This is a genomic window from Pseudarthrobacter kochi, assembly GCF_055412805.1.
The window spans coordinates 67,159-94,141 of the sequence record NZ_JBVAYV010000002.1 but is presented as its reverse complement, the minus strand read 5'-3'; the positions used below and the strand labels follow the sequence as shown (position 1 = coordinate 94,141).

The following is a 26,983-nucleotide window of genomic DNA, read 5'->3' as shown; positions in this document are numbered from 1 at the left end:
CCATCAGCAGGCAAACTGCCGGCTGATCGGGGAGGCCAGTACATGGAGCGGAAGTTCGCACCGGGTGTATGGGAGGCCGCGTCCGGCCTCAAGGCCGAGCCGCCTCACCACTAACAATTCCGGGCATGCGCCCCGGGGCTGGAGTCGATGTGGCTATTTCTGAACAACTGCCCGACGTCGTGACCGACCAGGGACAGAAAGCTACCTCTCGCGCCAAGCGAGCCACCTCAAAGACCGGTGCAGCGGAGATTGACGCTGCGGCCGGTCTTGCTGTTTCCGGGGAAGGGACAGCAAGTATGGAACCGGCCCGGAGCTTCGTGATCGACACCTCGGTTCTGCTCTCGGACCCGCGGGCGCTGCTGCGCTTCGCGGAGCATGAAGTGATCCTGCCGATCGTCGTCATCACCGAACTCGAAGGCAAGCGGCACGATCCCGAGCTCGGCTATTTCGCCCGCAAGGCACTCAGGCTCCTGGACGACCTGCGGGTGGAACACGGCGGGCTCGACCGCCCCATCCCGCTCGGGCACGACGGCGGCACGCTCATGGTGGAGCTGAACCACATCTCCGCCGAGGTGCTCCCCGCCGGCTTCCGCGGCGGGGACAACGACAGCCGGATCCTCGCCGTCGCCAAGAACCTCGCCAACGAAGGGCGGGACGTCACCGTGGTGTCCAAGGACCTTCCGATGCGCGTCAAGGCCTCGGCCATGGGGCTGCAGGCCGACGAGTACCGCAACGAACTCGTCAAGGACTCGGGCTGGACCGGCGTCGCGGAAATCGACGCGAGTGAGGAGGAAGTCGCCACCCTCTACGGCCACGAGCCCGTCTTCATCCCGGAGGCGGCCGAGATGCCGACGAACACCGGCCTGGTGCTCCTCTCCCAGCGGGGCTCTGCGCTGGGCCGGGTAGGCGCCGACAAGCAGGTCCGGCTCGTGAAGGGCGACCGCGACGTGTTCGGTCTGCACGGGCGGTCGGCCGAACAGCGGCTGGCGATCGACCTGCTGATGGACCCCTCCGTGGGCATTGTGTCCCTCGGCGGCCGCGCCGGCACGGGAAAGTCCGCGCTGGCCCTGTGCGCGGGCCTCGAAGCCGTCCTGGAGCGCCAGGAACACCGAAAGGTCATCGTCTTCCGGCCGCTCTACGCGGTGGGCGGGCAGGAGCTCGGCTACCTGCCCGGCTCCGAGGCGGAGAAAATGAACCCGTGGGCGCAGGCCGTCTTCGACACGCTCGGCGCCCTGGTCAGCCAGGAGGTCGTGGAGGAAGTGATGGACCGCGGCATGCTCGAGGTGATGCCGCTGACCCACATCCGGGGCCGGTCGCTGCATGACGCGTTCGTGATCGTGGATGAGGCCCAGTCGCTCGAGAAGAACGTGCTGCTGACCGTCATGAGCCGGATCGGGCAGAACTCCAAGATCGTCCTGACCCACGACGTCGCCCAACGCGACAACCTCCGGGTCGGCCGGCACGACGGCGTGGCCGCCGTCGTCGAGACGCTCAAGGGGCACCCGCTCTTCGGCCACGTCACCCTCACCCGTTCGGAGCGCTCGCCGATCGCTGCGCTTGTTACGGAGTTGCTCGAAGGGGCGGAGATCTAGGTCGGGTTCTTCAACTCGCCTGTGCTGGGGGCCGTGGTCGGGTTCGCCGGGCCACGGCCCTTCGCCGTCGTCGGGTTCGCCGGGCCACGGCCCTTCGCCGTCGTCGGGTTCGCCGGGCCGCGGCCCTTCGCCGTGGTCGGGTTCGCCGGGCCGCGGCCCTTCGCCGTCGCTTAGCGCAGAGGTCCCTTCCCAAGGCTCGCAAGCTCGCCTCGGGGCCCTCGGGACGCTGCTTACGTCGCATGGGGCCCGCTGCGGTCGCTGGGCGACCTCCGCTTCGCTTTGGTCGGCGATGCGCTCCTTTGCGAAGAACCGTGACCCGGCTTGGGTGCCTCTGCAATCCTCTCGAAGGCGGCATGCGATCCGTCGCCTTTGTTCCTAGATCCCCAGGTACTTCGCCGTGGGTTCGTGGCCTTGCACTTGCAGGTGCCAGTCGGGGCGGTTGAACGTGGCGGGGGTGAGGCGGACTTTTTGGGCTTCCTGGCGCCGGCCGCCCCAGGTGACGCGGGTGACGCCGTTGAGTTCGTAGCCCAGGGAACGGGAGACGCCGAGGGACTGCTGGTTCCAGGCGGCCGCCTCGGATTCCGCGACCTCCGCGCCGAGCCAGTCGAAGGCATAGAGGGCGACGGCGGCGCGCATCTCCTTGCCGAGTCCGCGGCCGTGCACGCTTTGTTTGAGCCAGGATCCGGTGCTCACCGTTTTCAGGGTGGCGAAGTCCCTGGCCTCGATGTCCTGGCAGCCGATGAAGTCGTCCTCGTGCCAGATGCCCAGCAGCAGGGTCCATTCCTGCGGCGACATGTTCCCGCGGCAGCGCCAGTACCACTGCGCCATATTCGGACCGAGCTCCTCCGGCGGGGCCTCGGCCCAGGGCCGGCTGAACGGGCTGCGGCCCGGCTCGTGGATGCCGCTCAGGGCCGCCTGCACCGCCACGGGGATCTCCTCGTCGCGGATGGGCCGCAGCGCCAGGCGTGGTGTGGTCAGGGTGAGGCCGAAGGGCGGCCAGCAGCGGGCGAGTTCAGTCATCCGGGAAGCCTAGCCGCGCAGCCGGGGCCCAGCCAGTCACACGCGCTTTTCAGCCCGCCGGGAGTTCCCAGCTGATGTGCCGGCGGACATCCGTGAGGTTCATGGACTCGGCGAGGAACAAGTCATCCAGCATGTACTCATCTACGGCCAGGATCCGGATCCAGTGCCCATACCCGTCCGGTCCGTCCCCTTCCTGCCCGCCCTCCAGCCAGCGGCTCGCGACGCAAACGCCCGTGCCGGCGTCGATCCTCACCAGCGTGCGGCCCGGCCGGCACAGCGGCGACCCGGGGTCGCTGGGACGGTAGCCGGGGTTCGGGGTCACGGTGGCTTCCAGCGCGGGTCGGCCTTCGTGCAGCACTTCGGTGATGGTGCCCAGTTCCACAGCATTTGAATTGGGGAATTCGAGCGGCACGGGGGCGTTGCCGGCCAGTTCCACCGGGTCCAGCGCGGCGGCGAACCGGCCGTTGCCGAAGCCGGGCTCGCCGTAGGCGGCTTCGGGGCGGCGCCGGACCAGGCCGCGGTCGTCGTAGACCGGGGTGACGAGGTGGGGCGGCAGTAACCAGGTCTTCCTGGTGGAGCGGACGTAGAACACGTCACGGGAATCATTGATGCCGGTGGTGCTTTGCAGGACCAGGCCGTCGGCCGTCTCCAGCCGCAGGGCCCCGGGGCGGCGAAGCCAGGCACGGACCAGGTCCGGGGGCGGTGCCGTTTCAGGGGCACCGGAACCGGCGGCGAGGGGCCGGTCAAGGTACTCGAAGCGCAGGGAGTGCCATTTCCACGGCGAGGAGCGGCACAGGTTCCGGAAAGCGGCCGCCTGTTCCGCGGGGTCCCCGGGCGTGCGCGGCCCGCGCGCGTTTGCGTTGTCCCATGCGGCCATATCCACAGTTTACGCGCGGGCCCCGCCACGCCAGCCGGAAATTCCAGTAGCATCCGAGAGTGATCCAACGACTCGGTGGACTGGGCGAAGTGACCCCGCTGGCCTTCTGGCTGGTGCTTCTGGCGTGCACCTACCTTGCGGTCACCGCCGTCCGCCTCACGGTCATCGACGTCAGGCGCCATCTGCTGCCGGACCGGATCGTCTTTCCGGCCTATGCCGTCGCCGGGGTGCTGCTGCTGGGTGCAGTGGCGGTCCACGCGGCGTCGGGAGCCCCGGCCGCGGCTGCCGTGCCCGACGGCGGGGCCGGGCTCTTCGGGGTGCCCGGACTGCGCGTGCTGGCCGGGGGAGCGGCGTTGTGGCTTTTCTACTTCCTGCTGCGGGCCGTGTACCCGCCGGGGATGGGTTTTGGCGACGTCAAGCTGGCAGGCGTGCTCGGAATGTATCTGGGCTTCCTCGGCTGGCCGCACGTGTTTGCCGGGACCTTCGCCGCGTTCCTTTTCGGCGGGCTGTGGAGCCTGGGCCTGCTGGTTTCGCGGCGCGGCAACCTGAAATCGAGCATCCCCTTCGGGCCGTTCATGCTGGCCGGCGCCGCCGCGGCCATGCTCCTTCTCCCGGCGGCCTGAGGCGGAGACCCCCGTGCCCGTTGGCTAGGCTGGCGGGATGGCTACCCCCGATTTCATTCTCAAGCTCCGCGCCAAGGTTGGTCACGAGACCCTCTGGATTCCCGGCGCCCGGGCCGTCGTGTTCGACGACGCCGGCCGGGTCCTGCTCGGCCAGCGGGCCGACAACGGCCGCTGGGGGCTGATCACCGGGATTCTGGAGCCCGGCGAAGAGCCGGCGGCGGGCCTGCTGCGGGAGGTCCTGGAGGAGACCGGCGTCGTGGCCTTCGCCGAACGGCTCGTCTCGGTGGACACGGTCGGGCCCACCACCTATCCGAACGGCGACGTCTGCCACTTCCTGACGCTCGTGTTCCGGTGCCGTTATGTCTCCGGGGAGGCGCGGGTCAACGACGACGAATCCCTCGCCGTGGGCTGGTTCCGGCCGGAGGAGTTCCCCGAGCTGATGCCCGGGCACCTTGAGAGCATTGAGCGTGCGGGGCAGGCCGACGGGGCTGCCCACTTCCGGCGCTAGCGGTGCAGGCTGTGGAGTTCGTCGTCTGCCGGCGCCGCTGGGACCGGCTCCGGAGGCGAGGTGACTCCGGCGTGGCGTTCGGCTTCAAGGCGTTCGGCCTCCTCGCCGCCCACGGCCTCGCCGCGGGCCACCATGCCGGCGGTGTCCGAGAGCGGGATCTGCTTCAGGGTCAGCGCGAGCACCAGGGCGATCCCGAGGAACGGCAGCAGGTACCAGAACACGGGGGCCAGTGAATCGGCGTAGGCGTTGACGATCGCGTCCTTGAGCTGGGCCGGGAGCTGGCTGAGGGCCTGCGGGTCCAGGGTGCGGGTGGACTGCGACGCCTGCTCCGCTGTGGCGCCCGCTCCGGTGAACGCCCGGGACAGGGACTCGGAGAGCCGGGCGGTGAAGATGGAACCAAAGACCGCGACGCCGAGCGAGGCGCCCACTTCACGGAAGTAGTTGTTGGTGCTCGTGGCCGTGCCGATCTGTTCGGCGGGAACGGAGTTCTGCACCACCAGCACGATCACTTGCATGATGGAGCCGAGTCCGGCCCCGAAGATGAACAGCTGGACGCAAATGATCCAGATGGGGGTCGCGGCGGTGAGCGTGGTCAGCCACAGCATCGCGGCAATGGTGAGGACGGCCCCGAGGATCGGGAACATCTTGTACTTGCCGGTCTTGGAGATGCGGATGCCCGAGAAGATGGCCATGCCCATCAGCCCCACCATCATGGGCAGCATCAGCAGGCCGGATTCCGCCGCGGAGGTCCCGGAGGACATCTGCAGGAACGTGGGGACAAAGGCGATGGCGGCAAACATGCCCAGGCCAAGGGTGAAGCCGATCGCCGTGGAGTTGACGAAGATCCGGTTCCTGAACAGGCTCAGCGGGATGATGGGGTCCTCGGCCCTGCGCTCCACGAGGACGAAGGCGACGGCGGCAAGCACCATCCCGGCGCCGAAGGCCCATGTCAGCGGGGAATCCCAGCCTTCATCCTTCTTGCCGCCGAAGTCAGTGAAGAAGATCAGGCAGGTGGTGGCCGCGGACAGCAGGAGCACACCCAGGATGTCGATCCGCTTTTCGGCCTTCTTGTTGGGCAGGGTCAGCGTGAACCAGGCGATGGTGAACGCCGCGATGCCGATCGGGATGTTGATGTAGAAGGCCCACTCCCACGTCAGGTGGTCCACGAAGTAGCCGCCCAGGAGCGGGCCGGCGACGGCGGACAGGCCGAAGATGGCGCCCAGCGGGCCCATGTACTTGCCGCGGTCCTTGGCCGGGACGATGTCTGCGATGATGGCCTGCGCGAGGATCATGAGCCCGCCGCCGCCCAGGCCCTGGACGGCGCGGAAGATGACGAAGCCCCAGAAGTCCGTGGCGAAGGCGCAGCCGATCGAGGCCAGCGTGAACAGGGCGATGGCAACCAGGAACAGGTTCCGGCGGCCCAGGATGTCGCCGAACTTGCCGTAGATCGGCATCACGATGGTGGTGGCCAGCAGGTAGGCGGTGGTGATCCACGCCTGGTGTTCCACGCCCCCGAGCTTGCCGACGATGGTGGGCATGGCGGTGGAGACAATCGTCTGGTCCAGGCTGGAGAGCAGCATGCCAGCGATCAGGGCGGAGAAAATGATCCAGATGCGTTTCTGGGTCAGCAGCAGCGGCTCGGCCGCCGGTGTGATGCTGGCGGTGGAACTCATTGGGGTCCTTCGGTGGAGGCGGACGGGGCGATGTCCAGGGGCTGGCAAAAAAGTGAGCGGGCGGCTGCGACGTTTTCGAGCAGCATGTCCTTGTAGGGGCGGGTGTTGTCCGCGGAGAAGTAGTCGGCGCTCGTCTTCCGGGCGATGTTGCCCAGGAGAAGGACGGCCATGCGGACCACCGGGTGGTCCGGCGGGACGTTTTCCCGGGCCGCGAGCATTCGGGCGAATTCGGCTTCGCGCTGTTCCGAGGCGCCGATGATCCGCAACATCAGCTGGGGTTCCTTTTGGATGACGCCGATCAGCTGGCGGGTTTCTTCCTCGCTGGCGGTCATCTGTTCGGACAGGTCAAGAGAGAGCTGCACGAGGTCCGACAGCAGGGTGGGGGAGATCGCGCCGGCCGGAGAGCCGGCCCCGCCCGCCACGAAGCGACTGACGACGGCGGCCGGGAAGTCGTCGTCGACGTGTCCGATGATGGCGTCTTCCTTGGTGGGGAAGTAGTTAAAAAACGTCCGGCGGGAGATTCCCGTCCGTTCGCAGACCTCCTCCACCGTGTAGCCGTTCAGGCCATGCGCTGCCGTCAGGGAACGTGCGACGGCGGTGATCGCCGCCCGCGTCGCGGCGCGCTTGCGCTCGCGGAGTCCGCCCTCAATAATTGCACTTTCATTCACATAGTAAAGATTTGCACTTTGTTTTGGTAAGTGCAACATTATCGGCCGGAACATCGGCGCCACGAACGACGCCGGCCGGCACCTTTCACGCAAAGGTGCCGGCCGGCGTCGGACGTTCTGGCGGGAGAGCGGGCGTCCCGCCCGCGGGGCCCTAGGCCTTGTGCGGCGGACGGGTCATGGACATAACGTCCAGGGCGGTGTCCAGCTGCTCCTCGGTCAGTTCGCCGCGCTCCAGGAAGCCCATCGCCACCACAGTTTCGCGGATGGTCAGGCCCTCGGCCACGGACTTCTTCGCGATCTTCGCGGCGTTCTCGTAACCGATGAACTTGTTCAGCGGCGTGACGATCGACGGCGAAGCCTCGGCCAGGAAGCGGGCGCGCTCGACGTTGGCGGTGATGCCGTCGATCATCTTGTCCGCCATGACGCGGCTGGTGTTGGCCAGCAGGCGCACGGACTCGAGCAGGTTGGCGGCCATCACGGGGATGCCGACGTTGAGCTCGAAGGCCCCGTTGGTGCCGGACCAGGCGATGGCGGTGTCGTTGCCGATGACCTGGGCGCAGACCATGATGGAGGCCTCGCAGATCACCGGGTTGACCTTGCCGGGCATGATCGAGGAGCCCGGCTGCAGGTCCGGGATCGAGATTTCGCCGAGGCCGGTGTTGGGGCCGGAGCCCATCCAGCGAAGGTCGTTGTTGATCTTCATGAAGGAGATCGCGATGTTGCGCAGCTGGCTGGACGCCTCGATCAGGCCGTCACGGTTGGCCTGCGCCTCGAAGTGGTCGCGGGCCTCGGTCAGCGGCAGCCCGGTGTCGGCGGAGAGCAGTTCGATGACGCGCTCCGGGAAGCCGGCGGGGGTGTTGATTCCGGTGCCGACGGCGGTGCCGCCAAGCGGAACCTCAGCGACGCGGGGGAGGGAGGCATTGATGCGCTCGACGCCGTAGCGGACCTGCGCGGCGTAGCCGCCGAACTCCTGGCCCAGCGTCACCGGCGTGGCGTCCATGAGGTGGGTGCGGCCGGACTTCACGACGTCCTTGAACTCGACGGCCTTGCGCTCCAGGGACTCCGCGAGGTAGCCCAGTGCCGGGATCAGGTCGTTGATCAGTGCGGACGTGGCAGCCACGTGGACCGAGGTGGGGAAGACGTCGTTGGAGGACTGTGAGGCGTTGACGTGGTCGTTGGGGTGGACCACCTTGTCGCTGCCGGCGGCCTTGAGCGCGCGGGTGGCCAGTTCGGCAAGCACCTCGTTGGTGTTCATGTTGGAGGAAGTGCCCGAGCCGGTCTGGAACACGTCGATCGGGAAGTCGCCGTCGTACTTTCCGGTGGCGACCTCATCGGCAGCGTCCGCGATCGCCTGGGCGAGCTCGCCGTCGAGCACCCCGAGTTCGGCGTTGGCCTGCGCTGCGGCCTTCTTGACGCGGGCGAGGGCTTCGATGTGGGCGCGCTCGAGGGTCTTGCCGGAGATCGGGAAGTTTTCGACGGCACGCTGTGTCTGGGCACGGTACAGGGCGTTCACGGGCACGCGGACTTCGCCCATCGTGTCGTGTTCAATGCGGAACTCTTCGGTGTTCAACTCTTCTGTGGAAGTCATGGGGCTAGCTTATTGGGCGGAGGCGTTCCATCGAAAACCGTGAAGTGCTTGCTACCCGGAGGCGGCAGGAGTGCTGCGGCGGGAACTCAGAGCTCGCCGATTCCGGAAACGAGGTCGGCCCTGCCATCGGACAGGCTGTAGGCAAGGCCGATTACCGCGGCCCGGCCGCCTTCAACTGCCTCGGAAATGACCCGCGAGCTGTCCACGAGCCGCTGCGACGTCTGTTTGACGTTCTCGACCACCATGTCGTTGATGTCGTTCTGGTTGTTGCGCAGCGAGGTCAGCACCGACGGGGTGATGCGCTCGACGAGGCTGCGCATGAAGCCCACGGGCATCAGCCCGGTCTCCATGGCGTTCTTGGTGGCCGTGACCGCGCCGCAGCTGTCATGCCCGAGGACGACGATCAGCGGCACCGACAGGACGCTGACGCTGTATTCGAGCGAGCCGAGGACGGCGTCGTCGATCACATGGCCTGCGGTGCGGACCACGAATGCATCGCCAAGGCCGAGGTCGAAGATGATTTCAGCGGCCAGCCGGGAATCCGAGCAGCCGAAGATTACCGCAAAGGGGTGCTGGTTCTCCACGAGGGAGGAACGCCGGGACGCGTCCTGGTTCGGATGGGACGAAGTTCCGGAAACAAAGCGCTCGTTGCCTTCGCGGAGGCGGCGCCAGGCAAGGGCGGGGGTGAGATAGGTGGCCACGGCCTTACCTTACGGCGAAGGGACGGTGGACGGCGAAACTGTGGCTTCCGCGGTGCCCCCTGGTGACGCGCCGCCGGCCGCACCGGGCGTGCCCTCAAGGGACTTCACCACAGCGGCTGCGAGCAGCGTGAATTCGTCCAGCTGCGCGGATCCGGTCAGGACAACGGTGGTGCCGCCGGCGTCGGCAAGCACCATGCTCTTCTCGCCCTTGCCCGTGTCACGGAGTTCCCAGTCGCGTCCTCCGGCGCTGCGGGTGCCGGTCACGGGCGCGCTCTTCACCTGCTGCAGGAGCCACGTGGGATTGGACTGCCGGGCCTGCACCAGGGCGATGAAGGACTCCTTGGGGGTGAGGTAGCCCACCTCCCACGTCGGGACGCCGCTGCCCGCGCCGGATTCCCAGCGGGCGTAATTTGCGCGGAATGTGTCGCCGGTTTCCGGGGCCGCGGGTGTGAATCCCGCCACACCCGCCGCGTTGCGCGCCACGGCGCTGACGTCGATGTTGGGCCGGTAGCCGTCGGTCTTGGGCGACGGGTTCATCAGGACGATCGGCAGGAAGGCCGCGATGCTCACGACCAGCGCAATGATCATGCCGATTACCGAGGCGTTCGCGCGCTTCGCCGCTCCCGCGGTCAGGACGGGCTTGACGGGCGGCTGGCCATCCGCGCCATGCGCTTCCGGGCCGGCGGTGCCCGCAGGGGAAGCGGGGGCTGAGGGGGGCGTTTCCTGCAATTCACTCACCCCTCTATAGTCGCCCATTCCCGGCCGATCTCACATTCGGCAGTGCCGGGCGGCCCGACAGGCGGGCGTTCACGGATTGGTCATTCCAAGACGCGGCTTTCCGCCGCGACTATGATCAGTAACAGACGAGATCACAAACAAACGAATCACCGCGACGGATCGATCCTGTCCGTACGGCTTCAGTGATCGCCACTCGAAGAAGAGGTTCACGTGACACCAGCGCCAATGACACAGAAGTACTCCACCCTCTCCCCGTCTCTTGCCGTCGGCATCGACGAGCCGGACCGCAACCTTGCTCTGGAACTGGTCCGCGTCACCGAAGCGGCCGCCATCGCCGGCGGCCACTGGGTGGGGTTCGGGGACAAGAACAAGGCCGACGGCGCCGCCGTTGACGCCATGCGCTCCTTCCTCCAGACCGTCCACTTCAATGGTGTGGTGGTGATTGGCGAGGGCGAGAAGGACGAAGCCCCGATGCTCTTCAACGGCGAAAACGTCGGTGACGGCACCGGCCCCGAGTGCGACGTCGCCGTCGACCCCATTGACGGAACCCGCCTGGCCGCCCTCGGCATCAACAACGCCCTCGCCGTCCTGGCCGTCGCCGAGCGGGGCTCCATGTTCGACCCCTCCGCGGTGTTCTACATGGAGAAGCTCGTGACCGGCCCGGAAGCCGCCGACATGGTGGACCTGCGCCTGCCCGTCAAACAGAACCTGCACCTGATCGCCAAGGCCAAGGGTGTCAAGGTCAACCAGCTCAACGTCATGATCCTGGACCGGGACCGGCACCGTGGGCTCGTGGAGGAGATCCGCGAGGCCGGTGCCCGAACCAAGTTCATCATGGACGGCGACGTCGCCGGCGCCATCGCTGCCGCACGCGCTGGGACGGGTGTCGATGCCCTGATGGGTATCGGCGGAACGCCGGAAGGCATCGTATCGGCTTGCGCCATCAAGTCCCTCGGCGGCGTCATCCAGGGCCGGCTGTGGCCCACGAGCGATGACGAGAAGCAGAAGGCGATCGACGCCGGCCACGACCTCGACCGGGTGCTGTCGACCAACGACCTCGTCTCCAGCGACAACTGCTACTTCGCGGCCACGGGTATAACCGACGGTGACCTGCTCAAGGGTGTGCGTTACTCCAAGGACAAGGTCCTCACCCAGTCCATCGTGATGCGCTCCAAGTCCGGGACCATACGCTTTGTTGATGGCGAGCACCAGGCCAGCAAGTGGGAAGGCTACGCGCGCAAGAGCTAACGCCTGCCGCACCAGCCAGAACACCCGGATCCCGGGGCGCGTTTCGCGCCCCGGGATCCGGCGTTTCCGGAGAGCCGCTTTCCGGGCCGCGGGGCGGCCGTTCCGGACGGCCCGGCTGCCGGGCGGCGGGGCGGCATTAGGTAGGGTGGAACCATGACATGGCTCGTAACAGGTGGCGCAGGATATATCGGTTCACACGTGGTCTCCGCATTGCGCGGGGCCGGGATCCAGGCGGTGGTGATTGACTCGCTCTCCAGCGGGCACCGCGAGTTCGTCCCGGAGGACGTGCCCTTCGTGCACGGCACCATCCTCGACTCCGAGCTCGTGGCCCGCACCATGCTGGACCACGGCGTGACCGGCGTCATCCACCTCGCGGGCTTCAAGTACGCCGGCGTCTCCGTGCAGGAGCCGCTGCTGACATATGAGCAGAACGTCACCGGCACGGCGGAACTGCTGAAGGCGATGGAGCTCGCCGAGGTGGACAAGCTGGTCTTCTCATCCTCGGCCGCAACCTACGGAACCCCCACCGGGGACATCGTCACGGAAGAGACCCCGACGCAGCCGGAATCCCCTTACGGGGAAAGCAAACTGATCGGCGAATGGCTGATCCGTGACCAGGGGACGGCACGGGGGCTGAAGCACACCTCGCTGCGCTACTTCAACGTCGTCGGCTCGGGCTCGCCCGAGCTCTACGACACAAGCCCGCACAATCTCTTTCCGATCGTGCTCCGCGCATTGACCGCAGGCAAGACGCCCCGCATCAACGGCACCGACTACAACACCGCAGACGGCACCTGCGTGAGGGACTACGTCCATGTGGCCGACCTGGCGACCTCGCACGTGGCGGCAGCCCAGGCCCTTGCCGCCGGAAAGCTGCTGGAACGCGTCTACAACCTCGGATCCGGCGACGGCCTCTCCGTACGGCAGATCATGACGGCCATGGCCAAGGTCACCGGCATCGATTTCGAGCCCGAGATCGGACCCCGCAGAGCCGGTGACCCGGACCGGATCGTGGCCGACGGCACCCTTGCCGCCCGCGACCTGGACTGGAAGATGCGGCACTCCGTCGAGGACATGGTCGCCAGCGCCTACGAGGCGCAGAAGAAAGCTGCCTCCGCGGCCCTCTAGGGGCTCCGCCCCCGCGCCCCAGGCCCACCCGGGGGACATGTCCAGTGGCCGGGCCCCAGGCCCACCCGGGGGACATGTCCAGTGGCCGGGCCCAGGAATGGACATAGTGGGTTTATGTCCAACCGCCACGGCTGACGCGGGGCATGTCCAGCGGTCAGACCCAGGTTGATGCTGCACGGGCGGGACATGCTCAGTGCTGAGGCCCAGGTTAGTGCTGCTGCCCGGGGGACATGCCCAGTGGCCGGGCCCAAAAATGGATTTAGTGGGCCTATGCTCACCTGCCAAGGCTGACGCGGGACATGTCCGGTGGGCGGGCCGGATGCGTGCTGCTACGGGACATGCCCAGTGCGGCCGCCCAGGTTCATGCTGCCATAGGCGGACATGCTCAGTGCCGAGGCCCAGATTAGTGCTGCTGCCCGGGGGACATGCCCAGTGGCCGGGCCCAGGAACGGACAGAGTGGGCTTATGTCCACCCGCCAGGGCTGACGCGGGGCATGTCCAGTGGGGGGAGGGTAGGCCCAGCCGGGGAGGGTGGGCCCAGCCGGGGCTGCGGGCTAGCGGCGGAGCGCCGCGGGGAGCTTGCGCGCCGAGGTGATGCCCCTGCGCGCAGTCTGAGCGCACTTCCGGGCCAGCTGGTAGGCGCCGTAGCGCAAGGTCCGCACCGGGAGATCCCAGGTTCCGGGGTACGCGACTTCGCGGCCGCCGAAGGACTTCTTGAAGGCCGTGAAACCCGCCCACTTGTGGTCCGGCTGGTCCGCAGGTGCCACCCCCCAGAGATCCACATGCTTCAGGCCCCGGTCCTTGGCATCTGCCATCAGCGTGACCAGCAGCGGAATCCCGGCGCTGAGCTTCCGGTGCGCGTCATCGAGCGCGGCGTGGGCATAGGTCCGTGTGTCCGCGGAGTCGTAGGCCAGGGCAGCCGCGATCGGCTCGCCCTCGAGTTCGGCAATGAAGAGCGTGGCAGCCCCGGCCGGCATCAGTGAGCGGGCCACCTGGGTGAGGTAGTCGTCGCTCTGCGGCTTGAAACCATTGCGTGCCGCCGTCAGATGCAGGAACCCCAGCAGGATGGAGATCGCCTCCGGGTCCTGGCTGGAGCGGAACGTCACGCCCTTCTTGTGGATGTTCCGGTACACGTTTCGGTTCGCCGGTTTCATATCCGCGAGGACGTCCTTGAAGTCCCGTTCCAGGTCCACGATCCAGCTCAGGTCCGGCTGCTGGTTGGCCGGGGCGCGCCGGAGGCCGCGCGTGCGCAGGACAGCGTCGGCGTCGTCGGCTGTGAAGCCGGCATCGACCGGTTCAATCCGGACGAACACGGCCCCGCAACTGCGGGCCAGGTCCGTCAGCGCCGCCAGGGCGGCGTCGAACGCGGCAAGGGATGCGGCGACCGGGCCATAGGGTGCGTAGAGGAGTTTCCCGGCCGGGTTGCTTTCCTCGATGGCCAGGAAACTCCAGCCGGGTCCGGAGCGCTGGTGCACGGTCCGGCCGAGGCTGCGCTGGAAATCGGCCCAGGCGGGGCTTTGCAGGAAGTGGTCCACGGGCTCAGGCTTCCAAGGCGGTGGTGACGGCAAAGGCCAGGGCGGTCCCGGTGGCGCCGGACGCGGCGTGCGCATTGACCGGGGCCTCGGCCGCGGGCAGGAACGCGCTTGAGCCGCGCTCCAGCCGCAGCTCGCCCTTGGGGGAGTCAAGGAGCACGGATCCGGAGACCACGATGATGACTGCGGCTCCTGACTGCGCCAGCGGGACGGGTTCCGCGCCGGGCTCCAGCACGATGCGCTGCAGCTGGAACTCGCGGAACGGCGGCCGGAAGACCTCCTGTCCCAGCATGGTGGTCTCGGGGCTCAGCATCGGCACGCCGGCGGATTCAAAGGAGATGGTCCGGAGGAGCTCGGGGACATCGACGAATTTCGGGGTCAGTCCGCCGCGCAGCACGTTGTCCGAGGAGGCCATGACTTCGATGCCGAGGCCGTGCAGGTAGGCGTGGACGTTGCCGGCCGGCAAATAGACAGCCTCGCCCGGTGCCAGCGAGATCCGGTTGAGCAGCAGCGAAATCAGCACGCCGGGATCTCCCGGGTACTGCGCGTTGAGGGTGACGACGGTGGACAGCTCCGCCTGGTAAGGGGCGGTCGGGGCGCCGGAGATGAGGGCTGACTCAATCGCGGCCGTCGCCTCAGCCACCTCCCCGCCACCGGCGATCAGCCGCTCGAAGGCCGAACGCAGGGCCGTGCGTTCGTCCGGCTGTGCCAAATCCTGCAGCAGCAACGGAACAAGCGGCGGGAGTTCGAGGCCGGCCAGCTCAAAATCCGCCACGAGCCGCTCGAAGACGGCACGGGCGTCCGCCGCCGGTTTGAAGCCGCACAGCGCCTCGAACGGTGTCAGCGCGAGGATCATCTCCGGCTTGTGGTTGTCGTCCTTGTAATTGCGTTCCGCAGCGGCGCGGTCGACGCCGGCGGCCTCCTCGCGGGCGAACCCCGCGCGGGCCTGCTCGAGCGTCGGGTGTACCTGGAGGGACAGGGGGCTGTCGGCAGCCAGGACCTTGAGCAGGAACGGCAGCCGGGGGCCGAACTCGGCCACACTGTCACTGCCCAGGTGGTGCTCCGGATCCTCCGCGATCAGCGCGTCCAGGGCCAGGCGTCCGCCGTCGTCCGCCACCGCAGCGTGGGCGCCAGCCGACCCGGCACCGGCCGGGCTGAGCGCCACGGACGGGGAGTCCGGGTGCGCGCCGATCCACAGCTCCGCTTCCGGGCCGCCGGATGCTGCCCTGCCGAGGAGCCCGGCAATGGCTGTTGCGGAGCCCCAGGCATAGGGCCGGAGGACATTTTCGAGTTCGTACACTGCCGGGGTGTCCCTGTCTGTTGTGGAATCCTGTTTACGGAAAAACTGCTAGAGCGGCGCGCACTGGCCGTTCGTGGCGACCAGGTTGCGGATCGACTGTTCGTCGCCGTCGAGCTTGAGCTGGTTCAGCATCTCTTCGGTGATCGGCTCGCCGTCCGGAGTGGTGGTTACCGGAGTGAAGTCCGACGACGGCGCGGGCTGGGTGCCGGGCTGGGCGAGCGGCACGCCGCCGGCCGCCGAGAGCGGTCCGGGCGCCGCGTCCTGCCGGCGGATGCCGTCGTCGGCGGGGCCCGCCGCGGGAGCGGGTCCGAGGAGGGCGTCGACCTTCTGGTGGATCTGGTCGAAGTCCGGGACCGTCGAGAAGGAGGCGTCGAAGTCGGGCGGTCCGATGGTCAGCCGTTTCGATTCCTGGCCCTTGGCCTTCATGGCCAGGTCCACAAAACTGCCGAGCTGGCTGGCGGAGACGTTGGAATCGACCACCTTGGTGCCGGCCTTGGCGATGTCCTCGAACTTGGCCAGGAGGGTTGCCGGGTCCAGCTGCTTGAGCATGGCCTGCTGGACGCACTGCTGGCGTGCGATACGTGCGTAGTCGTCCACGAATTCGCGCGAACGGCCGTACCAGAGGGCATGGTAGCCGTCCAGGGTGTTCTCGCCGGCCGGGATCCAGCCCAGCGGCATCCCGTGGATTCCGTTGGCTTCGTCCACGGTCTCGCCGCTGATCGGGACCCAGCCGCCGGCCTTGATCCGGATGCCGCCCATGGCGTCAATGAGCTTGGCGAAGCCGTCCATGTCCACCAGGACGTAGGCCTGGACCTTGATGCCCAGGGATCCCGACACGGCCTCCAGCGTGGCCTGCGCGCCGGGGTCCTCCACCCCGGGGTACAGGTCCTTGTGCTCGTTGGTGACCTCGGTGTTGATGGCGTTAATGAGGCATTCATTGCCGCAGTCGTAGCCGTCAGGATAAATCGTGCGCATCGGGGAGTCTTCGCTGAACTGCGCATTCTGGAGGTTGCGGGGCACTGAGATGATGGCGGTCTGGCCGGTCTTGGCATCCACGCTGATAACCGAGAGGCTGTCCGGCCGGCGGCCGGTGCGGTCCGCCCCGGCGTCCCCGCCCATCATCAGGAAGTTGTACCGGCCCTCCGAAGGCTGCATGGTGGGTCCGGCGGAGAAGATGTTGCCGATGGCGTCGCGGCTGACGTTGAGCAGGTAGGCGGCGTAGCCGAGCGAACCGCTGCTGAGGACCATCGCGAGCACCAAGGCAACGACGACGGCGGGGCGAACGCCGGGTGCCAGCAGCACGGGGCGGATCAGACGCAGGGTGTTGAGGAAGAGGGCCGCCCAGCCGATGGCCAGCGCCACGAGCCCGATGATCAGCAGCAGCGACGTAACGGGGCTGGTGAACAGGTTGATCAGCGTCGACCGTGAAACCAGGAGGAGCACCACCGCGAGGATGGCCAGCACCCAGACCGTGAGGGTGACGCGCAGCGCCATCCGCCCCAGCCGCCGGTTGCCGGCGACAATCTGGGCGCTGCCGGGCACCAACAGCGTCATCAGGACCAGCAGGAAGGCACGTTTGGCCAGGACCGGAGCCGCCGCCCCCGAGGGGTAGCGGACGGGATCCGTGAGGGTCCCGGCAGGCGTCGGGTTCCTCGGCGCCGGCTGACGGGAAGGGGCGTAACTGTTGGTCATCTGGTAATCCTTAACGGCTGCCCCGGGTGACGACGTTTGCGTCGGCGAACACTTCGCTCACCTTCTGCCGCAGGTTCGCGCCTTTCCGGGTGGCGACGTCATTGAGCTCCTGGGCGAAGTCGAGCAGCTCGGTCCGGAGCCGGGCGGCCAGCGGATCCGTGCCGGCGGCCAGCATGCGCACAGCCAGGAGGCCGGCGTTCCGGGCCCCGCCGATGGAGACGGTTGCGACCGGGACGCCGGCGGGCATCTGGACGATGGAGAGCAGGGAGTCCATCCCGTCAAGGGTCTTCAGTGGCACCGGGACTCCGATGACCGGCAAGGGCGTGACAGAGGCGAGCATGCCCGGCAGGTGGGCGGCGCCGCCGGCGCCGGCAATGACGACGCGCAGCCCGCGCTCATGGGCCGTCTGGCCGTAACGGATCATTTCCAGCGGCATGCGGTGTGCGGAGACGACGTCGGCCTCAAAGGGGATTCCGAATTCGGCGAGGGCCTCGGCGGCGGCCTCCATCACGGGCCAGTCGGAGTCCGAGCCCATCACGAGTCCGACGATCGGGGCGTCGTCGCCGGTGTCCGACGCTGCGGGGAACTGGACGTCGCTGGAAGGGGCTGTGTTGCTGGCGCTCATGGGTTCTCCTCGTGGGCTCCCGCAGCGGTTCGGGACTGGGCCGTTCCATTCCGGATGATGTTGGCGACCGTGGTGGCGCGTTCGCGCACGGAGTCGACGTCGGCAACGGAGCCTCCGACGAGGTTAACGTGGCCGATCTTGCGGCCCGGCCGGACGGCCTTGCCGTAGCAGTGGACCTTCGCCGCGGGTTCGCTGGCCAGGGCTGCTGGGTATGCGGAGAACAGATTCCGGTTCGCGCCGCCCAGGAAGTTCTTCATGACCACAACGGGGCCCAGCAGGTCCGTGGCGCCGAGCGGCAGATTGAGGATGGCCCGGAGATGCTGTTCAAACTGGCTTGTCACCGAGCCGTCCTGGGTCCAGTGGCCGGTGTTGTGTGGACGCATGGCGAGTTCGTTGATCAGGAAGCCGGCACCCACCCCCGGGGTCTCGAACAGTTCCACGGCCATAACACCCGTGACGCCGAGTTCGCTGGCGATCCGCAGGGCGGCGTTCTCCGCCGCGGCAGCGACGTCCAGCGGGATGTCCAGGGCCGGGGCGATGACTTCGTCACAGACGCCGTCGACCTGGATGGTGTGCACCACGGGCCAGGCCCGCGCCTCGCCGTCTGGGGTCCGGGCAACGAGGGCCGAGAGTTCGCGGCTGAATTCCACTTTGGCCTCCGCGAGCAGCGGCGACATCGCTTCGAACCAGTCCGCGGTGTCCGCGGCGTCGGCTGCGGAGTCCACGATCCGCACGCCCTTGCCGTCGTAGCCGCCGCGCGGGGTTTTCAGGACGACCGGCCAGCCGGTGTCCCCGCCGAAGGCGATCAGCCCGGCGACGTCGTCGACGGGGGCCCAGCGCGGATTGGGCAGCTCCAGCCGGTCGATGGCCGCCCGCATCACGAGCTTGTCCTGGGCGTTGACCAGTGCATCCGGTCCGGGGTGGACGTTGACGCCGGCCCGCTGCAGGGACCGCAGGTGTTCGGTGGGGACGTGTTCGTGGTCGAACGTCAGGACGTCCAGGCCGCGGGAGAACTCAAGGAGATGGTCGAGGTCGGTGTAGTCACCGACCGGGGCATGGGCCACGGCGGAGACGGCTGAGACGTCCTCACCTTCGGCAAGGACGCGGAGCTCGAAGCCCAGGGCGGTGGCCGCCGGGGCCATCATTCGGGCGAGCTGGCCGCCGCCAACCACACCGATCACAGGAAAAGTCACAAGTCCCAGCCTACCGAAAACCTCGCCATAACCCGGCTTTTGGCAGTCCCGGTGCTGGTTCCGGGCCGTCGTCGGCCGCTTTCCGGCGCGGTTCGACGGGGGATATCGCCGGGCTGATGACCGCCGGCCGGCAGGCTTTCGACCCGGGTGGTTGCGGCCGCGGGGCCGCGTGCCGGGGCGCGGGGATGGCAATCGGCGCTAAAATGGGCCCTTGGCCCAATGGCCGACAGTTCAAAGAAGGCCACGGAGGGTCATGATTACTACACTTACCGAGCGCTTGCGCGGGCTTGCCTCGCTCTTCTGGCGCGAAGTGGCCAAGTTCGGTGCGGTGGGCGGTGTTGCGTTCATCATTGACAACGGACTCACGTATTACCTGATGCACGGGCCGATGACCGACAGCGAGGCCAAAGCCCGCTTCGTCGGCGCCACCATCGCAACCATCTTTTCGTGGATTGCCAACCGTTTCTGGACGTTCCGCCACCGCCGCCAGGACAATGTGATCCGCGAGTTCGCGATGTTCATCCTGATCAATGGCATCGGCATCGGTATCTCCACCGGGTTCACCGCCATCGCCAAGTACAGTCTCGGTGTCACGGACAAGAACATGCTGTTCGCCGCCGGAATCGTTGGCATCCTGGTCGCCACAGTGGTGCGCTTCTTCGCCTACCGGTTCCTGGTCTTCAACAAGGAACTCGACGAAGAGCCGGAGTTCTCCCACGACCACGAAATCATCGAACTGCACCCGCACACCCACCCCGGCCCCGTGGTCGGGAGTCGCAGCGTGGACAGCCCAGTCGCCGGGAGCCGCACCGCCAAGGATTCCGGGCTGCCGGGCCCGCCGGCCTAGGGACAGTGCTCAGCTGCCATTGACGCGTTCGTCCGCGAGCAGCTTCGCCGTCACCGCAACGCCGGGGTGCACCAGAACCACGGAGCCGTCGCCTTTCCAGGCACCCAGGGCGTGGGCGAGGGCTGTTTCCAGGCCTTCGCCGGCGGGCACCAGCAGCCGCACGCCGTCCGCGTGCGCCGCCGCGAAGCCGTCAAGCAGTCCGCCGTGGGTGTGTTCCGTTCCCGCGGCGGCCAGCACGGCACGCCGCGAGGCTTCCGGATCCACGTGTGGCATAAAGACGTCGCCGTGGGAGCGCACCTCGGCGGCATAATCGACGACGCCGGTGGGCAGCTCGCCCGGCCACCGCATTGCCAACGCCGGCAGTGCCACTGCCAGGACAGCGTCGAAAGCCCCCTGCGCCGCCCCGGGACCCGGATCGGCGGTGGCCAGCAGGTCCGCCCCGGCGTCGTTGAACACGACCTCCATGCCAAGCTGCCAGGCGGCGAGGGCAAGGATTACTGACTTCCAGTGGGCCGGCAGGTCCAGCCGCAACCGCGTCCCGGGTTCGGCGTCGAGTTCGTCCTGCAGCAGGTTGGAAGTCTTCGCCACCCAGTTGTCCAGGACCCGGCCGGAGAGCTCAACCCGCTCGGAATCAGGCCCGTACCAGGTGAGCCGGGGGGAGGTCGACTGGCCGGAACGCAGGGCTGTCATCAGTTCGATTGCCGGGATGCTCATGGGTTCATCTTGCCACGGCGGCCGCTCGTGTGATCTCTGTCATACGCATCCCGGTCGCCGTCGGCGGGCAGCCCCGGACCGTGCCGGGAAGTTCCCCGTGAATTCAGCAAAAATTCTCCAAAGTGCTCAGTACCCTGATTATTCTGCGCGTTCTCCGGGGTGTGGCCGAAAAATCCCGGGCGTGGCGTGCCCCGGCTTTGGGTCTCAAGTTGATTATTATCTCCGCCGTGGCTTGACTCCTGGATACTTACACACGTGTAATTAGGTATCGAAGGCCAATGCGCGGAAACCGGCACTCAACCGAGTGTTCAAGGGTCAGGCAAGGGCTGCAAATCAGAGAGGGAACGCCAATGGGGCTAGCAGAGCGTATCCATGAAGAGGCCGTCGTTGCTGGGCAGGCCACGGCCAAGTACCGTTCACGCGGAGTGCCGAGCGACTGGTATGTAGATCCGGCCGATCCCGACGCAGCGGACCGCTATAACGAACACACCAAAGACTCGCTGCAGGACCAGGCGACCGCCTTCCTCGCGGCGCATGACGAACTACTGGCCCGTCCGGACCAGGGCAACGACCTTCACGATCCACCGATGGAACTCCAGACCCTCCACGCGGGCACCACCACGCAGCCGGTATGGATCGGATTGCCCTCCCAGCAGGACTTCGACGATGAAGGCGAGCTGGGCTGGCAGACGGACGCGCTCTGCGCACAGACCGACCCGGAAGCGTTCTTCCCTGAGAAGGGCGGCTCCACCCGCGACGCCAAGAAGGTCTGCGGGGCGTGCAACGTCCGCTCCCAGTGCCTCGAATACGCCCTCTCCAACGACGAGCGTTTCGGTATCTGGGGTGGCCTCTCCGAGCGCGAGCGGCGCCGGCTTAGGAAGCGAGCGATCTAATTCTTCAGGTAGTACGAGTCACCGCCGTCGTGGTTTCCCACGACGGCGGAGACTTTCTCCCCAGGACCCTCGCGGCGCTGGCGGCTCAAACCCGGCCCGCGGACAGCTGCATCGGCGTTGACACCGGTTCCCGCGACCAGTCCGCGGCGCTCCTCGAACAGGCTTTCGGCGCCGCCAACGTCACCGTTTTAGACCAGACCCGCAGCGGCATGGGCGGGGCCGTGCAGGCAGGCCTCAGCGCGCTCGCCCCGTGGGGCGGCGGCACTTCCGTCGGCGGCACCGTTGCCGGTGGGCCGGCCGAGTGGATCTGGCTGCTGCATGACGACGCCGCCCCCGCTCCCGAAGCCCTGGCCGAACTCCTCCAAGCGGTGGAACGCGCTCCGTCCGTCACGGTGGCCGGCTGCAAGCAGCTGGACTGGTACCACGAGCGCCGGCTGATCGACGTCGGGCTCTCCACCAGCCGCTGGGCCGAGCGGCTGACCCTCATCGAAGCCGACGAGCTCGACCAGGGACAATACGACGGCCGCAGCGACACGTTCGCCGTCAACTCCGCCGGCATGCTGGTCCGCCGCGACGTCTGGGAGGACCTCCGCGGCTTCGACCCCGCCCTGCCGGGCAGCGGCGACGACGTCGATTTCTGCTGGCGCAACCGGCTGGCCGGACACCGGGTGGTGGTGGTCCCCAGCGCAAGGATGTTCCACGTCTTGCACCGCCCGCACGCCCTGGGCAACGCGACGGCGGCCCGCAAGGCGCAGGTGCACCTCCGGCTCAAGCACGCCCCGGCCTGGAAGGTTCCGCTGCACGCCGCCGGCGCCCTGCTGGGCAGCATTTTCAAACTGGTCCTGAGCATCGCGGTGAAAGATCCGGGCCACGGTTTCTCGCAGCTCCTGGCCACGTTCGGCGCCCTCGGACGCCCGGGAGCCGTGATCCGGGGGCGGCGAAACGCTGCCCGGACGCGCCGCATCCGGCGTTCTGTCATCAAGGGGCTGCAGACCCCACGGCGTGAGGTCTGGTCGCACCGCCGCTCACTGATGGAAGCCATCGGCGCGGACGATTCCGGGGAAGGCCTGACCGGGAACGACCCGCTGGCCGAACAGCCCACCGGCGACTCGGACGACGACTTCGCCGCACTCACCACCTCCGATCGTGGCTGGGTGGGCAACGGCGCGCTGCTCGCCATCCTGGTCACCACCGCTGCCTCGCTGATCGGCCTGCTCAACATCTTCCGGGCAGAAGCCGTCTCCGGCGGCGCGATGATTCCCGTCTCGCTGCGTCTGGGCGAAATCTGGAACCATGCCTCCGGCTGGTGGGTCACGCTCGGCGCAGGGCTTCCCGGCCACGGCGACCCCTTCGGCTATGTCCTGTGGGTCCTCGGCGTGCTCGGTGCCGGAAATGCCAACAGCGCACTCGGCTGGCTGCTGATCCTGGCCATGCCGCTTTCCGCCCTCGGCGCCTGGTTTGCGGCCGGCGCACTGACGCAACGCCGCCGCCTCCGCCTCGCCGCAGCCCTCGTGTGGGCCGGAGCGCCTGCCCTGCAGGTGGCGCTCAACCAGGGCCGCGTCGGGGCCCTGGTTGTCCACGTCGTGATGCCCCTGCTGGTGCTCGCCCTGCTGCGGGCCACCGGCACCGCCGCGGGACGCGGCCGCTACGCCGTTCCGGCCCCCGGGGAGCGGCGCTTCACCGAAGCGCCCCCGGCGAAACCTGGCATCAACGGCACACCCTCCTGGACCGCCGCCGCCGCGGCCGGCCTTTCGCTGGCGGTCGTCACCGCGGCAGCACCATCGCTGCTGCTGCCCGGCGTCGTCCTCGTGGCACTCTGCGGCACGCTCCTGGGCCGTCGCGGGCGGACTGTCTGGTGGGCACTGCTGCCCAGTCTTGCGCTGTTCGTACCGTTCCTGGCCTCCACCATTGACCGGCCCCGCGCCCTCCTTGCAGACCCCGGCCTGCCGCTGGGCTTTGACGCCGCACCCCTGTGGCAACAGGCCCTGGGCCAGCCGCTGCGCTTCGCGGCCGACGGCGGCCTCACCGGCCTCCCGGCGTTCGGCGCAGGCACTGCCGTGCCGTGGGCGCTCCTGCTCGCCCTCCTGATCGGTCTGCCCGTCGTGCTCCTGGCCGTGGCTGCACTGTTCCTGCCCGGCCGTGCACCGCGGAGTGCCCGGGCCCTCTGGGCCGCCGCACTGATGGTGCTGGCCGGCGGCTGGCTCAGCGGCCAGGTTGCCACGGGAGTCAGCGCCAACGTCCTGGTGACTCCCTTCACGGGACCCGCCGTCTCGGCCGCAGCCTTCGCCATCCTGGGGGCGTCACTGATCGGCGCGGCAGGCCTGCTGGACGCCGCGGACCGGGCCGCCGCCGCAACGATGGGCCGCAAGGTCCTCACCCGCGCCACCGCGGTCACGGCCATGATCCTCCTGCTGGCAGGCCCGCTGGCCGGCCTTACGGTATGGGCCGCGCAAAACGTCCTGCCGCAGGCCACCGAGGCCGCAGGCATGCCCGGCGCGGAACCGGCCTCCGGGCTGGCCGGCACTGATTCACCGGGCACGGCCTCGCTGGGCGCCTGGAGGCTTGTGCAGCCGGCCGAGTCCCGGAGCCTCCCGGCAACGGCCATCGACCGCGGCGAGGGGCCGGAACAGGCGCGCACCCTCATCATCTCCACCGGCGAAAACGGAACATTCGACGCCGCGCTGATGCGCGGTGCCGGCACCACCCTTGATGCCCTGTCCACGATTGCCGCCGCCCGCCCGATCATGGGGGAGCCGGGGCAGGAGACCGTGCGTGACGACGACGCCGTTGTGGCTTCCGTCCGCAATGTTGTGGCCACCATCGTGGCCGGTCAGGGCGTCGATCCCCGCGCAGAGCTCGAGCGGCTCGGCGTCGGCTTTGTGGTTCTGCGGGCCGCCGATACCGCGGCCCAGCTGACCGCGAGCCGGATGGACGCCGTCCCCGGCCTCGTCGCCGTCGGTAAGACCGACGTCGGCTGGCTGTGGCGGATCAGTCCCCTCAACCAGCCGGTGATCCAGGCCGCCGACGTCGCGCACCGCGTGCGGATTGTCGACGGCGCCGGCGCAGCGGTCGGGCTGGTCCCGTCCCAGGCGGTGTCCGCGGACGCCGCGGTTCCCGCCGGACCGGAAGGCCGGCTCGTGGTGCTGGCGGAACGCGCCGATCCGGGGTGGAGTGCCTGGCTCGACGGCCGCCGCCTCACCGCCACCACGTCCGGGTGGGCGCAGGCCTTCACCCTGCCCGCCGAGGGCGGCCGGCTCAGTCTCCGCTACGAGGCACACTGGGCCGTCTGGACCGGCGTCGCCCAGGCCGTCATCATTGGCCTGACCGCCCTGCTTGCCATCCCCATGCCTGCCCGCCGGCCGAACACCGGCCTGTCCAGGGACGAAGGCTCCCTGCGTAAGGAACATCTTGATGCCTAGGGACGACAACCCCGCGAACGACGCTCCGGACGCCCCGGAGACCCCGGACACCCCGGACGACGCCGGCGTCCCCGGCCGGACCGGGCGCAGGACACGCGTGTCGCTCCTGTCGCGGCCGACGGCTACTCCGCGCGCCCGGCGGCTGGGTGGCGTCCTTTCCGCCGCCGTCCTTGTCGCTGCCGGCGGCGGACTCGTGTCCGCAACGGCGCTCACCCCGCAGGGTCCCGGCAGCAGCCGGTCCATCGCGGCGCCGCTGGCGGCCGTCCCGGCGGGCAGCAGCATCGGCGTCTGCCCGGGGCCGGCCCGGCTGCTCGAAGGCGCGCCCGTGGGCACCGATCCGCAGTTCAGCCCCGAGTCCGCCACCGCCAAGACCGAGGTCAATGCCCTTGTGCTGGGCTCCGGTGCCGGCGTCCTGCCCGGCAGCAGGCTCGCTTCACTCACCGGCAGCACCCTGGTTGAACTCGCCAAGTCCACAGCGGCGTTCGCAAGCCCCGCCACGGCGGCGCCCAAACCCGCTCATTCCGTGCCACTGGCCGGCGTCGTATCCCAGCGCGGCGTCGATGGTGTGAGCGTCCTGAGCGCCGATGCACAGGGCGACCGCCAGCCCGCCGCCGGGGCCGTCCTGCGCTACACAGCAGAGGACGGCGACCTCCGGGGTTCGGCGGCCGCCGCCTGCCAGCAGCCTGCCAACGATCTCTGGCTCGTCGGTGCGAACACCGCGCTGGGCCGGACGGCCGTACTGAACCTCAGCAACGCCTCCAGCAGCCCGGCCACAGTCAGCCTCGATCTCTTCGGAGCCAAAGGCCCCCTCCAGGCCCCGGGCAGCCGTGGACTCCTCGTCGCACCGGGCACCACACGCTCGGTTATCCTGGCCGGGCTCGCTCCGGGGCAGGAGCAACTCAGCGTCCGGGTGCGCAGCGCCGGCGGACCCGTGGCAGCGGTTATCCAGCAGAGCGTGTTGCGGGGGCTGACGCCCGGCGGTGTGGAGTTCATCGCCCCCGCCACGGCCCCGGCGCTCCGCCAGGTGGTCTCCGGTGTCGACATCCAGGACCCCGCCGGGCTGGCGGATCTCACCGGGAAGTCCGGTTTCGCGGATGCCGGACCTGCCCTGCAGATCACGGTGCCGGGGTCGGCCGACGCCGTCGTCGCGATCAAGTTGTTCGGACGGGACGGCCAGAAGGCCCTGCCCGGCGGCGGCGTGGTCACGGCGAAGGCTGGATCCGTCACCCAGGTTCCGCTCGCCGGCGTGCCGGCCGGGCCTTACACGGTGGCCGTCAGCTCGGACGTTTCCTTCACTGCGGCGGCGCGTGTCACCAGGGGCCTCAAAGCCGAAGACGCCTCCGACTTCGCGTGGTCGGCGGCGTCGGCGAGGCTGGGAAGCCAACACGTTGTGCCGGTCCCGGGCGCAGGGGACCGCTTCCTCATTTTCGGCGCTCCCGAGGGCCGCGCCACGATTTCCTACACGCCGATCACCGCGGATGGAAAAATCCGCGCGGCCGCAGCCGCCGACATCGCCGGCGGCACGACTGCCTCCATCAAGGTCCCCGCCGAGGTCGAGGGCTCACAGCTTGTCGGCTACCTGGTGTCCGCCGCGGGCGATCCCGCCTACGGCGCGGTCCTGCTGCAGCAGGACGGCCGACAGGACATTTCAACTATTGCCATTGCCCCGGGAGTGGCGGGCCAGGAGCAGGTCCCGGTCACGCTCGGCTACTGAGCACGCCGGGGCAGCGTAGTTCCGCCCGCGGCAGCCGGATAGCGGCGGCCCGGTAGTGGGGTCCAGCAGGGCGCCCTAGTAGCGGCGGCGGTAGACAGGGTCCAGTGACTCCGGCGGCACACCAAGCATCTCGGCCGTGTACTCCACCACAACGTCATGGACCAGGTCCTGAAGTTCCTCGCGGGTCACGCAGGCCTGCCCGACGACCCGGCGGTACAGGGTGATCACGGGACCCTCGTCCGCCGTGGCGGGGGAGTAGGAACCCATGGGGGCAGGAGCCCGGTCCGCCACGAGCTGTTCGAGCCCCGGCGGAATCTCATCGACGGCGAAACGGACGCCGTCCAGCGGCTTGCCCCAAATGTCGTGCAGCCGCTCGGCCGAGTCGAGGACGAAGTCGTCGAAGCGGTCGGAGCGGGTACGGTAGCCGGGCAGTGTGGGCAGCATGATCTCGCCGCGGAGCCCGCGGCCGTGCCGGTTCCTGCGCCGCTGGCGGAACCCCCGGGCCGCCGTGGGGCGCCCTGAACCGCCCGCCGGGGAACCGGCGTCGTGACGTCCGGCGTCGCTTTCAGCCAAGCGGACCGTAAAACCCGGATCGTGGTGCGATGACTGCATATCTCGACTCTAAACCCGGCGAATGGTTTACGCGATACGGGCCCCCCGACCCGCCGTCAGCGCGCCGGGCGCCGTCCG

24 protein-coding genes are annotated in these 26,983 nt (G+C 68.6%); 10 read left to right on the top strand and 14 right to left on the bottom strand.

All coding sequences use genetic code 11. From position 1 onward, the window contains the following. Nucleotides 1-149 precede the first annotated feature (149 nt). Both phoH2 and ACZY0Y_RS01600 read left to right on the top strand, forming a co-directional pair. Nucleotides 150-1,592: an RNA 5'-3' helicase PhoH2 gene (gene phoH2 / locus ACZY0Y_RS01605; RefSeq protein ID WP_463883579.1), complete on the top strand. Its 1,443-nt coding sequence runs from the start codon at nt 150-152 to the stop codon at nt 1,590-1,592. Nucleotides 1,593-1,613: 21 nt separating this feature from the next. After that, nucleotides 1,614-1,766: a hypothetical protein gene (locus ACZY0Y_RS01600; protein ID WP_463956560.1), complete on the top strand. Its 153-nt coding sequence runs from the start codon at nt 1,614-1,616 to the stop codon at nt 1,764-1,766. Between the two features lie 201 nt (nt 1,767-1,967). Here the strand turns inward: ACZY0Y_RS01600 and ACZY0Y_RS01595 are convergent, their stop codons facing one another. Both ACZY0Y_RS01595 and ACZY0Y_RS01590 read right to left on the bottom strand, forming a co-directional pair. Next, nucleotides 1,968-2,612: a GNAT family N-acetyltransferase gene (locus tag ACZY0Y_RS01595; RefSeq protein ID WP_463956559.1), complete on the bottom strand. Its 645-nt coding sequence runs from the start codon at nt 2,610-2,612 to the stop codon at nt 1,968-1,970. A gap of 49 nt (nt 2,613-2,661) precedes the next feature. Beyond that, nucleotides 2,662-3,489 (bottom strand): hypothetical protein, encoded by an 828-nt coding sequence (locus ACZY0Y_RS01590; RefSeq protein ID WP_160667132.1) that lies wholly within the window; start codon nt 3,487-3,489, stop codon nt 2,662-2,664. 59 nt (nt 3,490-3,548) lie between these two features. Between ACZY0Y_RS01590 and ACZY0Y_RS01585 the strand changes: the two genes are divergently transcribed. Both ACZY0Y_RS01585 and ACZY0Y_RS01580 read left to right on the top strand, forming a co-directional pair. Further along, nucleotides 3,549-4,112: a prepilin peptidase gene (locus ACZY0Y_RS01585; protein ID WP_463883582.1), complete on the top strand. Its 564-nt coding sequence runs from the start codon at nt 3,549-3,551 to the stop codon at nt 4,110-4,112. A 37-nt stretch (nt 4,113-4,149) separates the two neighbouring features. Beyond that, entirely contained in the window at nt 4,150-4,620 is a 471-nt protein-coding gene (locus ACZY0Y_RS01580; protein ID WP_463956557.1) for an NUDIX hydrolase, read from the top strand. Here the strand turns inward: ACZY0Y_RS01580 and ACZY0Y_RS01575 are convergent. The 5 genes from ACZY0Y_RS01575 to ACZY0Y_RS01555 form a co-directional block, all read right to left on the bottom strand. Further along, complete coding sequence (locus tag ACZY0Y_RS01575) at nt 4,617-6,293, bottom strand: MDR family MFS transporter (protein WP_463956556.1); 1,677 nt, start codon at nt 6,291-6,293, stop codon at nt 4,617-4,619. The two genes, ACZY0Y_RS01580 and ACZY0Y_RS01575, sit on opposite strands and share 4 nt — an antisense overlap. Further along, complete coding sequence (locus ACZY0Y_RS01570; RefSeq protein ID WP_463956554.1) at nt 6,290-6,961, bottom strand: TetR/AcrR family transcriptional regulator; 672 nt, start codon at nt 6,959-6,961, stop codon at nt 6,290-6,292. The genes ACZY0Y_RS01575 and ACZY0Y_RS01570 overlap by 4 nt, the downstream gene beginning before the upstream one ends. A 151-nt stretch (nt 6,962-7,112) precedes the next feature. Beyond that, on the bottom strand, nt 7,113-8,549 hold the full coding sequence (locus ACZY0Y_RS01565) for a class II fumarate hydratase (RefSeq protein WP_463883587.1): 1,437 nt from the start codon (nt 8,547-8,549) through the stop codon (nt 7,113-7,115). A gap of 86 nt (nt 8,550-8,635) precedes the next feature. Further along, complete coding sequence (locus ACZY0Y_RS01560; RefSeq protein WP_463883588.1) at nt 8,636-9,250, bottom strand: carbonic anhydrase; 615 nt, start codon at nt 9,248-9,250, stop codon at nt 8,636-8,638. Between the two features lie 9 nt (nt 9,251-9,259). Further along, entirely contained in the window at nt 9,260-10,006 is a 747-nt protein-coding gene (locus ACZY0Y_RS01555; RefSeq protein ID WP_463956553.1) for a DUF4245 domain-containing protein, read from the bottom strand. A 207-nt stretch (nt 10,007-10,213) separates the two neighbouring features. On the opposite strand from ACZY0Y_RS01555, the gene glpX reads away from it, so the two are divergent. Continuing rightward, nucleotides 10,214-11,236 carry a class II fructose-bisphosphatase gene (gene glpX, locus ACZY0Y_RS01550; RefSeq protein WP_024366327.1) on the top strand — a complete coding sequence of 341 codons (1,023 nt, stop codon included), beginning with the start codon at nt 10,214-10,216 and terminating at the stop codon, nt 11,234-11,236. Nucleotides 11,237-11,389: 153 nt separating this feature from the next. After that, nucleotides 11,390-12,364, top strand: a complete 975-nt coding sequence (gene galE / locus ACZY0Y_RS01545; protein ID WP_463883590.1) for a UDP-glucose 4-epimerase GalE — start codon at nt 11,390-11,392, stop codon at nt 12,362-12,364. A 554-nt stretch (nt 12,365-12,918) separates the two neighbouring features. Here galE and ACZY0Y_RS01540 read toward each other — a convergent pair. The 5 genes from ACZY0Y_RS01540 to ACZY0Y_RS01520 form a co-directional block, all read right to left on the bottom strand. After that, nucleotides 12,919-13,899, bottom strand: coding sequence for a lipid II:glycine glycyltransferase FemX (locus tag ACZY0Y_RS01540; RefSeq protein ID WP_463956552.1), 981 nt, complete (start codon nt 13,897-13,899; stop codon nt 12,919-12,921). 4 nt (nt 13,900-13,903) lie between these two features. Then, nucleotides 13,904-15,196, bottom strand: a complete 1,293-nt coding sequence (gene manA / locus ACZY0Y_RS01535; protein ID WP_463883592.1) for a mannose-6-phosphate isomerase, class I — start codon at nt 15,194-15,196, stop codon at nt 13,904-13,906. A gap of 48 nt (nt 15,197-15,244) precedes the next feature. Continuing rightward, a complete protein-coding gene (locus tag ACZY0Y_RS01530) occupies nt 15,245-16,888 on the bottom strand; it encodes an LCP family protein (RefSeq protein ID WP_463956551.1) in 1,644 nt (547 codons plus the stop codon). A gap of 10 nt (nt 16,889-16,898) precedes the next feature. Continuing rightward, nucleotides 16,899-17,423 carry a 5-(carboxyamino)imidazole ribonucleotide mutase gene (gene purE / locus ACZY0Y_RS01525; RefSeq protein WP_463956624.1) on the bottom strand — a complete coding sequence of 175 codons (525 nt, stop codon included), beginning with the start codon at nt 17,421-17,423 and terminating at the stop codon, nt 16,899-16,901. Nucleotides 17,424-17,509: 86 nt separating this feature from the next. Beyond that, entirely contained in the window at nt 17,510-18,658 is a 1,149-nt protein-coding gene (locus ACZY0Y_RS01520) for a 5-(carboxyamino)imidazole ribonucleotide synthase (RefSeq protein ID WP_463883629.1), read from the bottom strand. Between the two features lie 301 nt (nt 18,659-18,959). Here ACZY0Y_RS01520 and ACZY0Y_RS01515 point away from each other — a divergent pair, with 301 nt between their 5' ends. Beyond that, nucleotides 18,960-19,553 (top strand): GtrA family protein, encoded by a 594-nt coding sequence (locus ACZY0Y_RS01515; RefSeq protein WP_463883595.1) that lies wholly within the window; start codon nt 18,960-18,962, stop codon nt 19,551-19,553. Between the two features lie 9 nt (nt 19,554-19,562). On the opposite strand, the gene ACZY0Y_RS01510 is transcribed toward ACZY0Y_RS01515, so the two are convergent. Further along, nucleotides 19,563-20,267 (bottom strand): TIGR03089 family protein, encoded by a 705-nt coding sequence (locus ACZY0Y_RS01510; RefSeq protein WP_463956550.1) that lies wholly within the window; start codon nt 20,265-20,267, stop codon nt 19,563-19,565. A 350-nt stretch (nt 20,268-20,617) separates the two neighbouring features. Here ACZY0Y_RS01510 and ACZY0Y_RS01505 point away from each other — a divergent pair, with 350 nt between their 5' ends. Genes ACZY0Y_RS01505 through ACZY0Y_RS01495 form a run of 3 tightly spaced genes read left to right on the top strand, consistent with a single transcriptional unit; the run spans nt 20,618 to nt 26,293 of the window. Further along, nucleotides 20,618-21,160, top strand: coding sequence for a WhiB family transcriptional regulator (locus tag ACZY0Y_RS01505; RefSeq protein ID WP_463956549.1), 543 nt, complete (start codon nt 20,618-20,620; stop codon nt 21,158-21,160). Nucleotides 21,161-21,189: 29 nt separating this feature from the next. Beyond that, a complete protein-coding gene (locus tag ACZY0Y_RS01500; protein WP_463956548.1) occupies nt 21,190-24,579 on the top strand; it encodes a glycosyltransferase in 3,390 nt (1,129 codons plus the stop codon). Beyond that, nucleotides 24,572-26,293, top strand: a complete 1,722-nt coding sequence (locus tag ACZY0Y_RS01495; RefSeq protein WP_463956546.1) for a DUF5719 family protein — start codon at nt 24,572-24,574, stop codon at nt 26,291-26,293. Before ACZY0Y_RS01500 ends, ACZY0Y_RS01495 begins: the two co-directional genes overlap by 8 nt. Nucleotides 26,294-26,368: 75 nt before the next feature. Here the strand turns inward: ACZY0Y_RS01495 and ACZY0Y_RS01490 are convergent, their stop codons facing one another. Then, on the bottom strand, nt 26,369-26,905 hold the full coding sequence (locus tag ACZY0Y_RS01490; RefSeq protein WP_463883600.1) for a metallopeptidase family protein: 537 nt from the start codon (nt 26,903-26,905) through the stop codon (nt 26,369-26,371). Between the last annotated feature and the right edge of the window lie 78 nt (nt 26,906-26,983).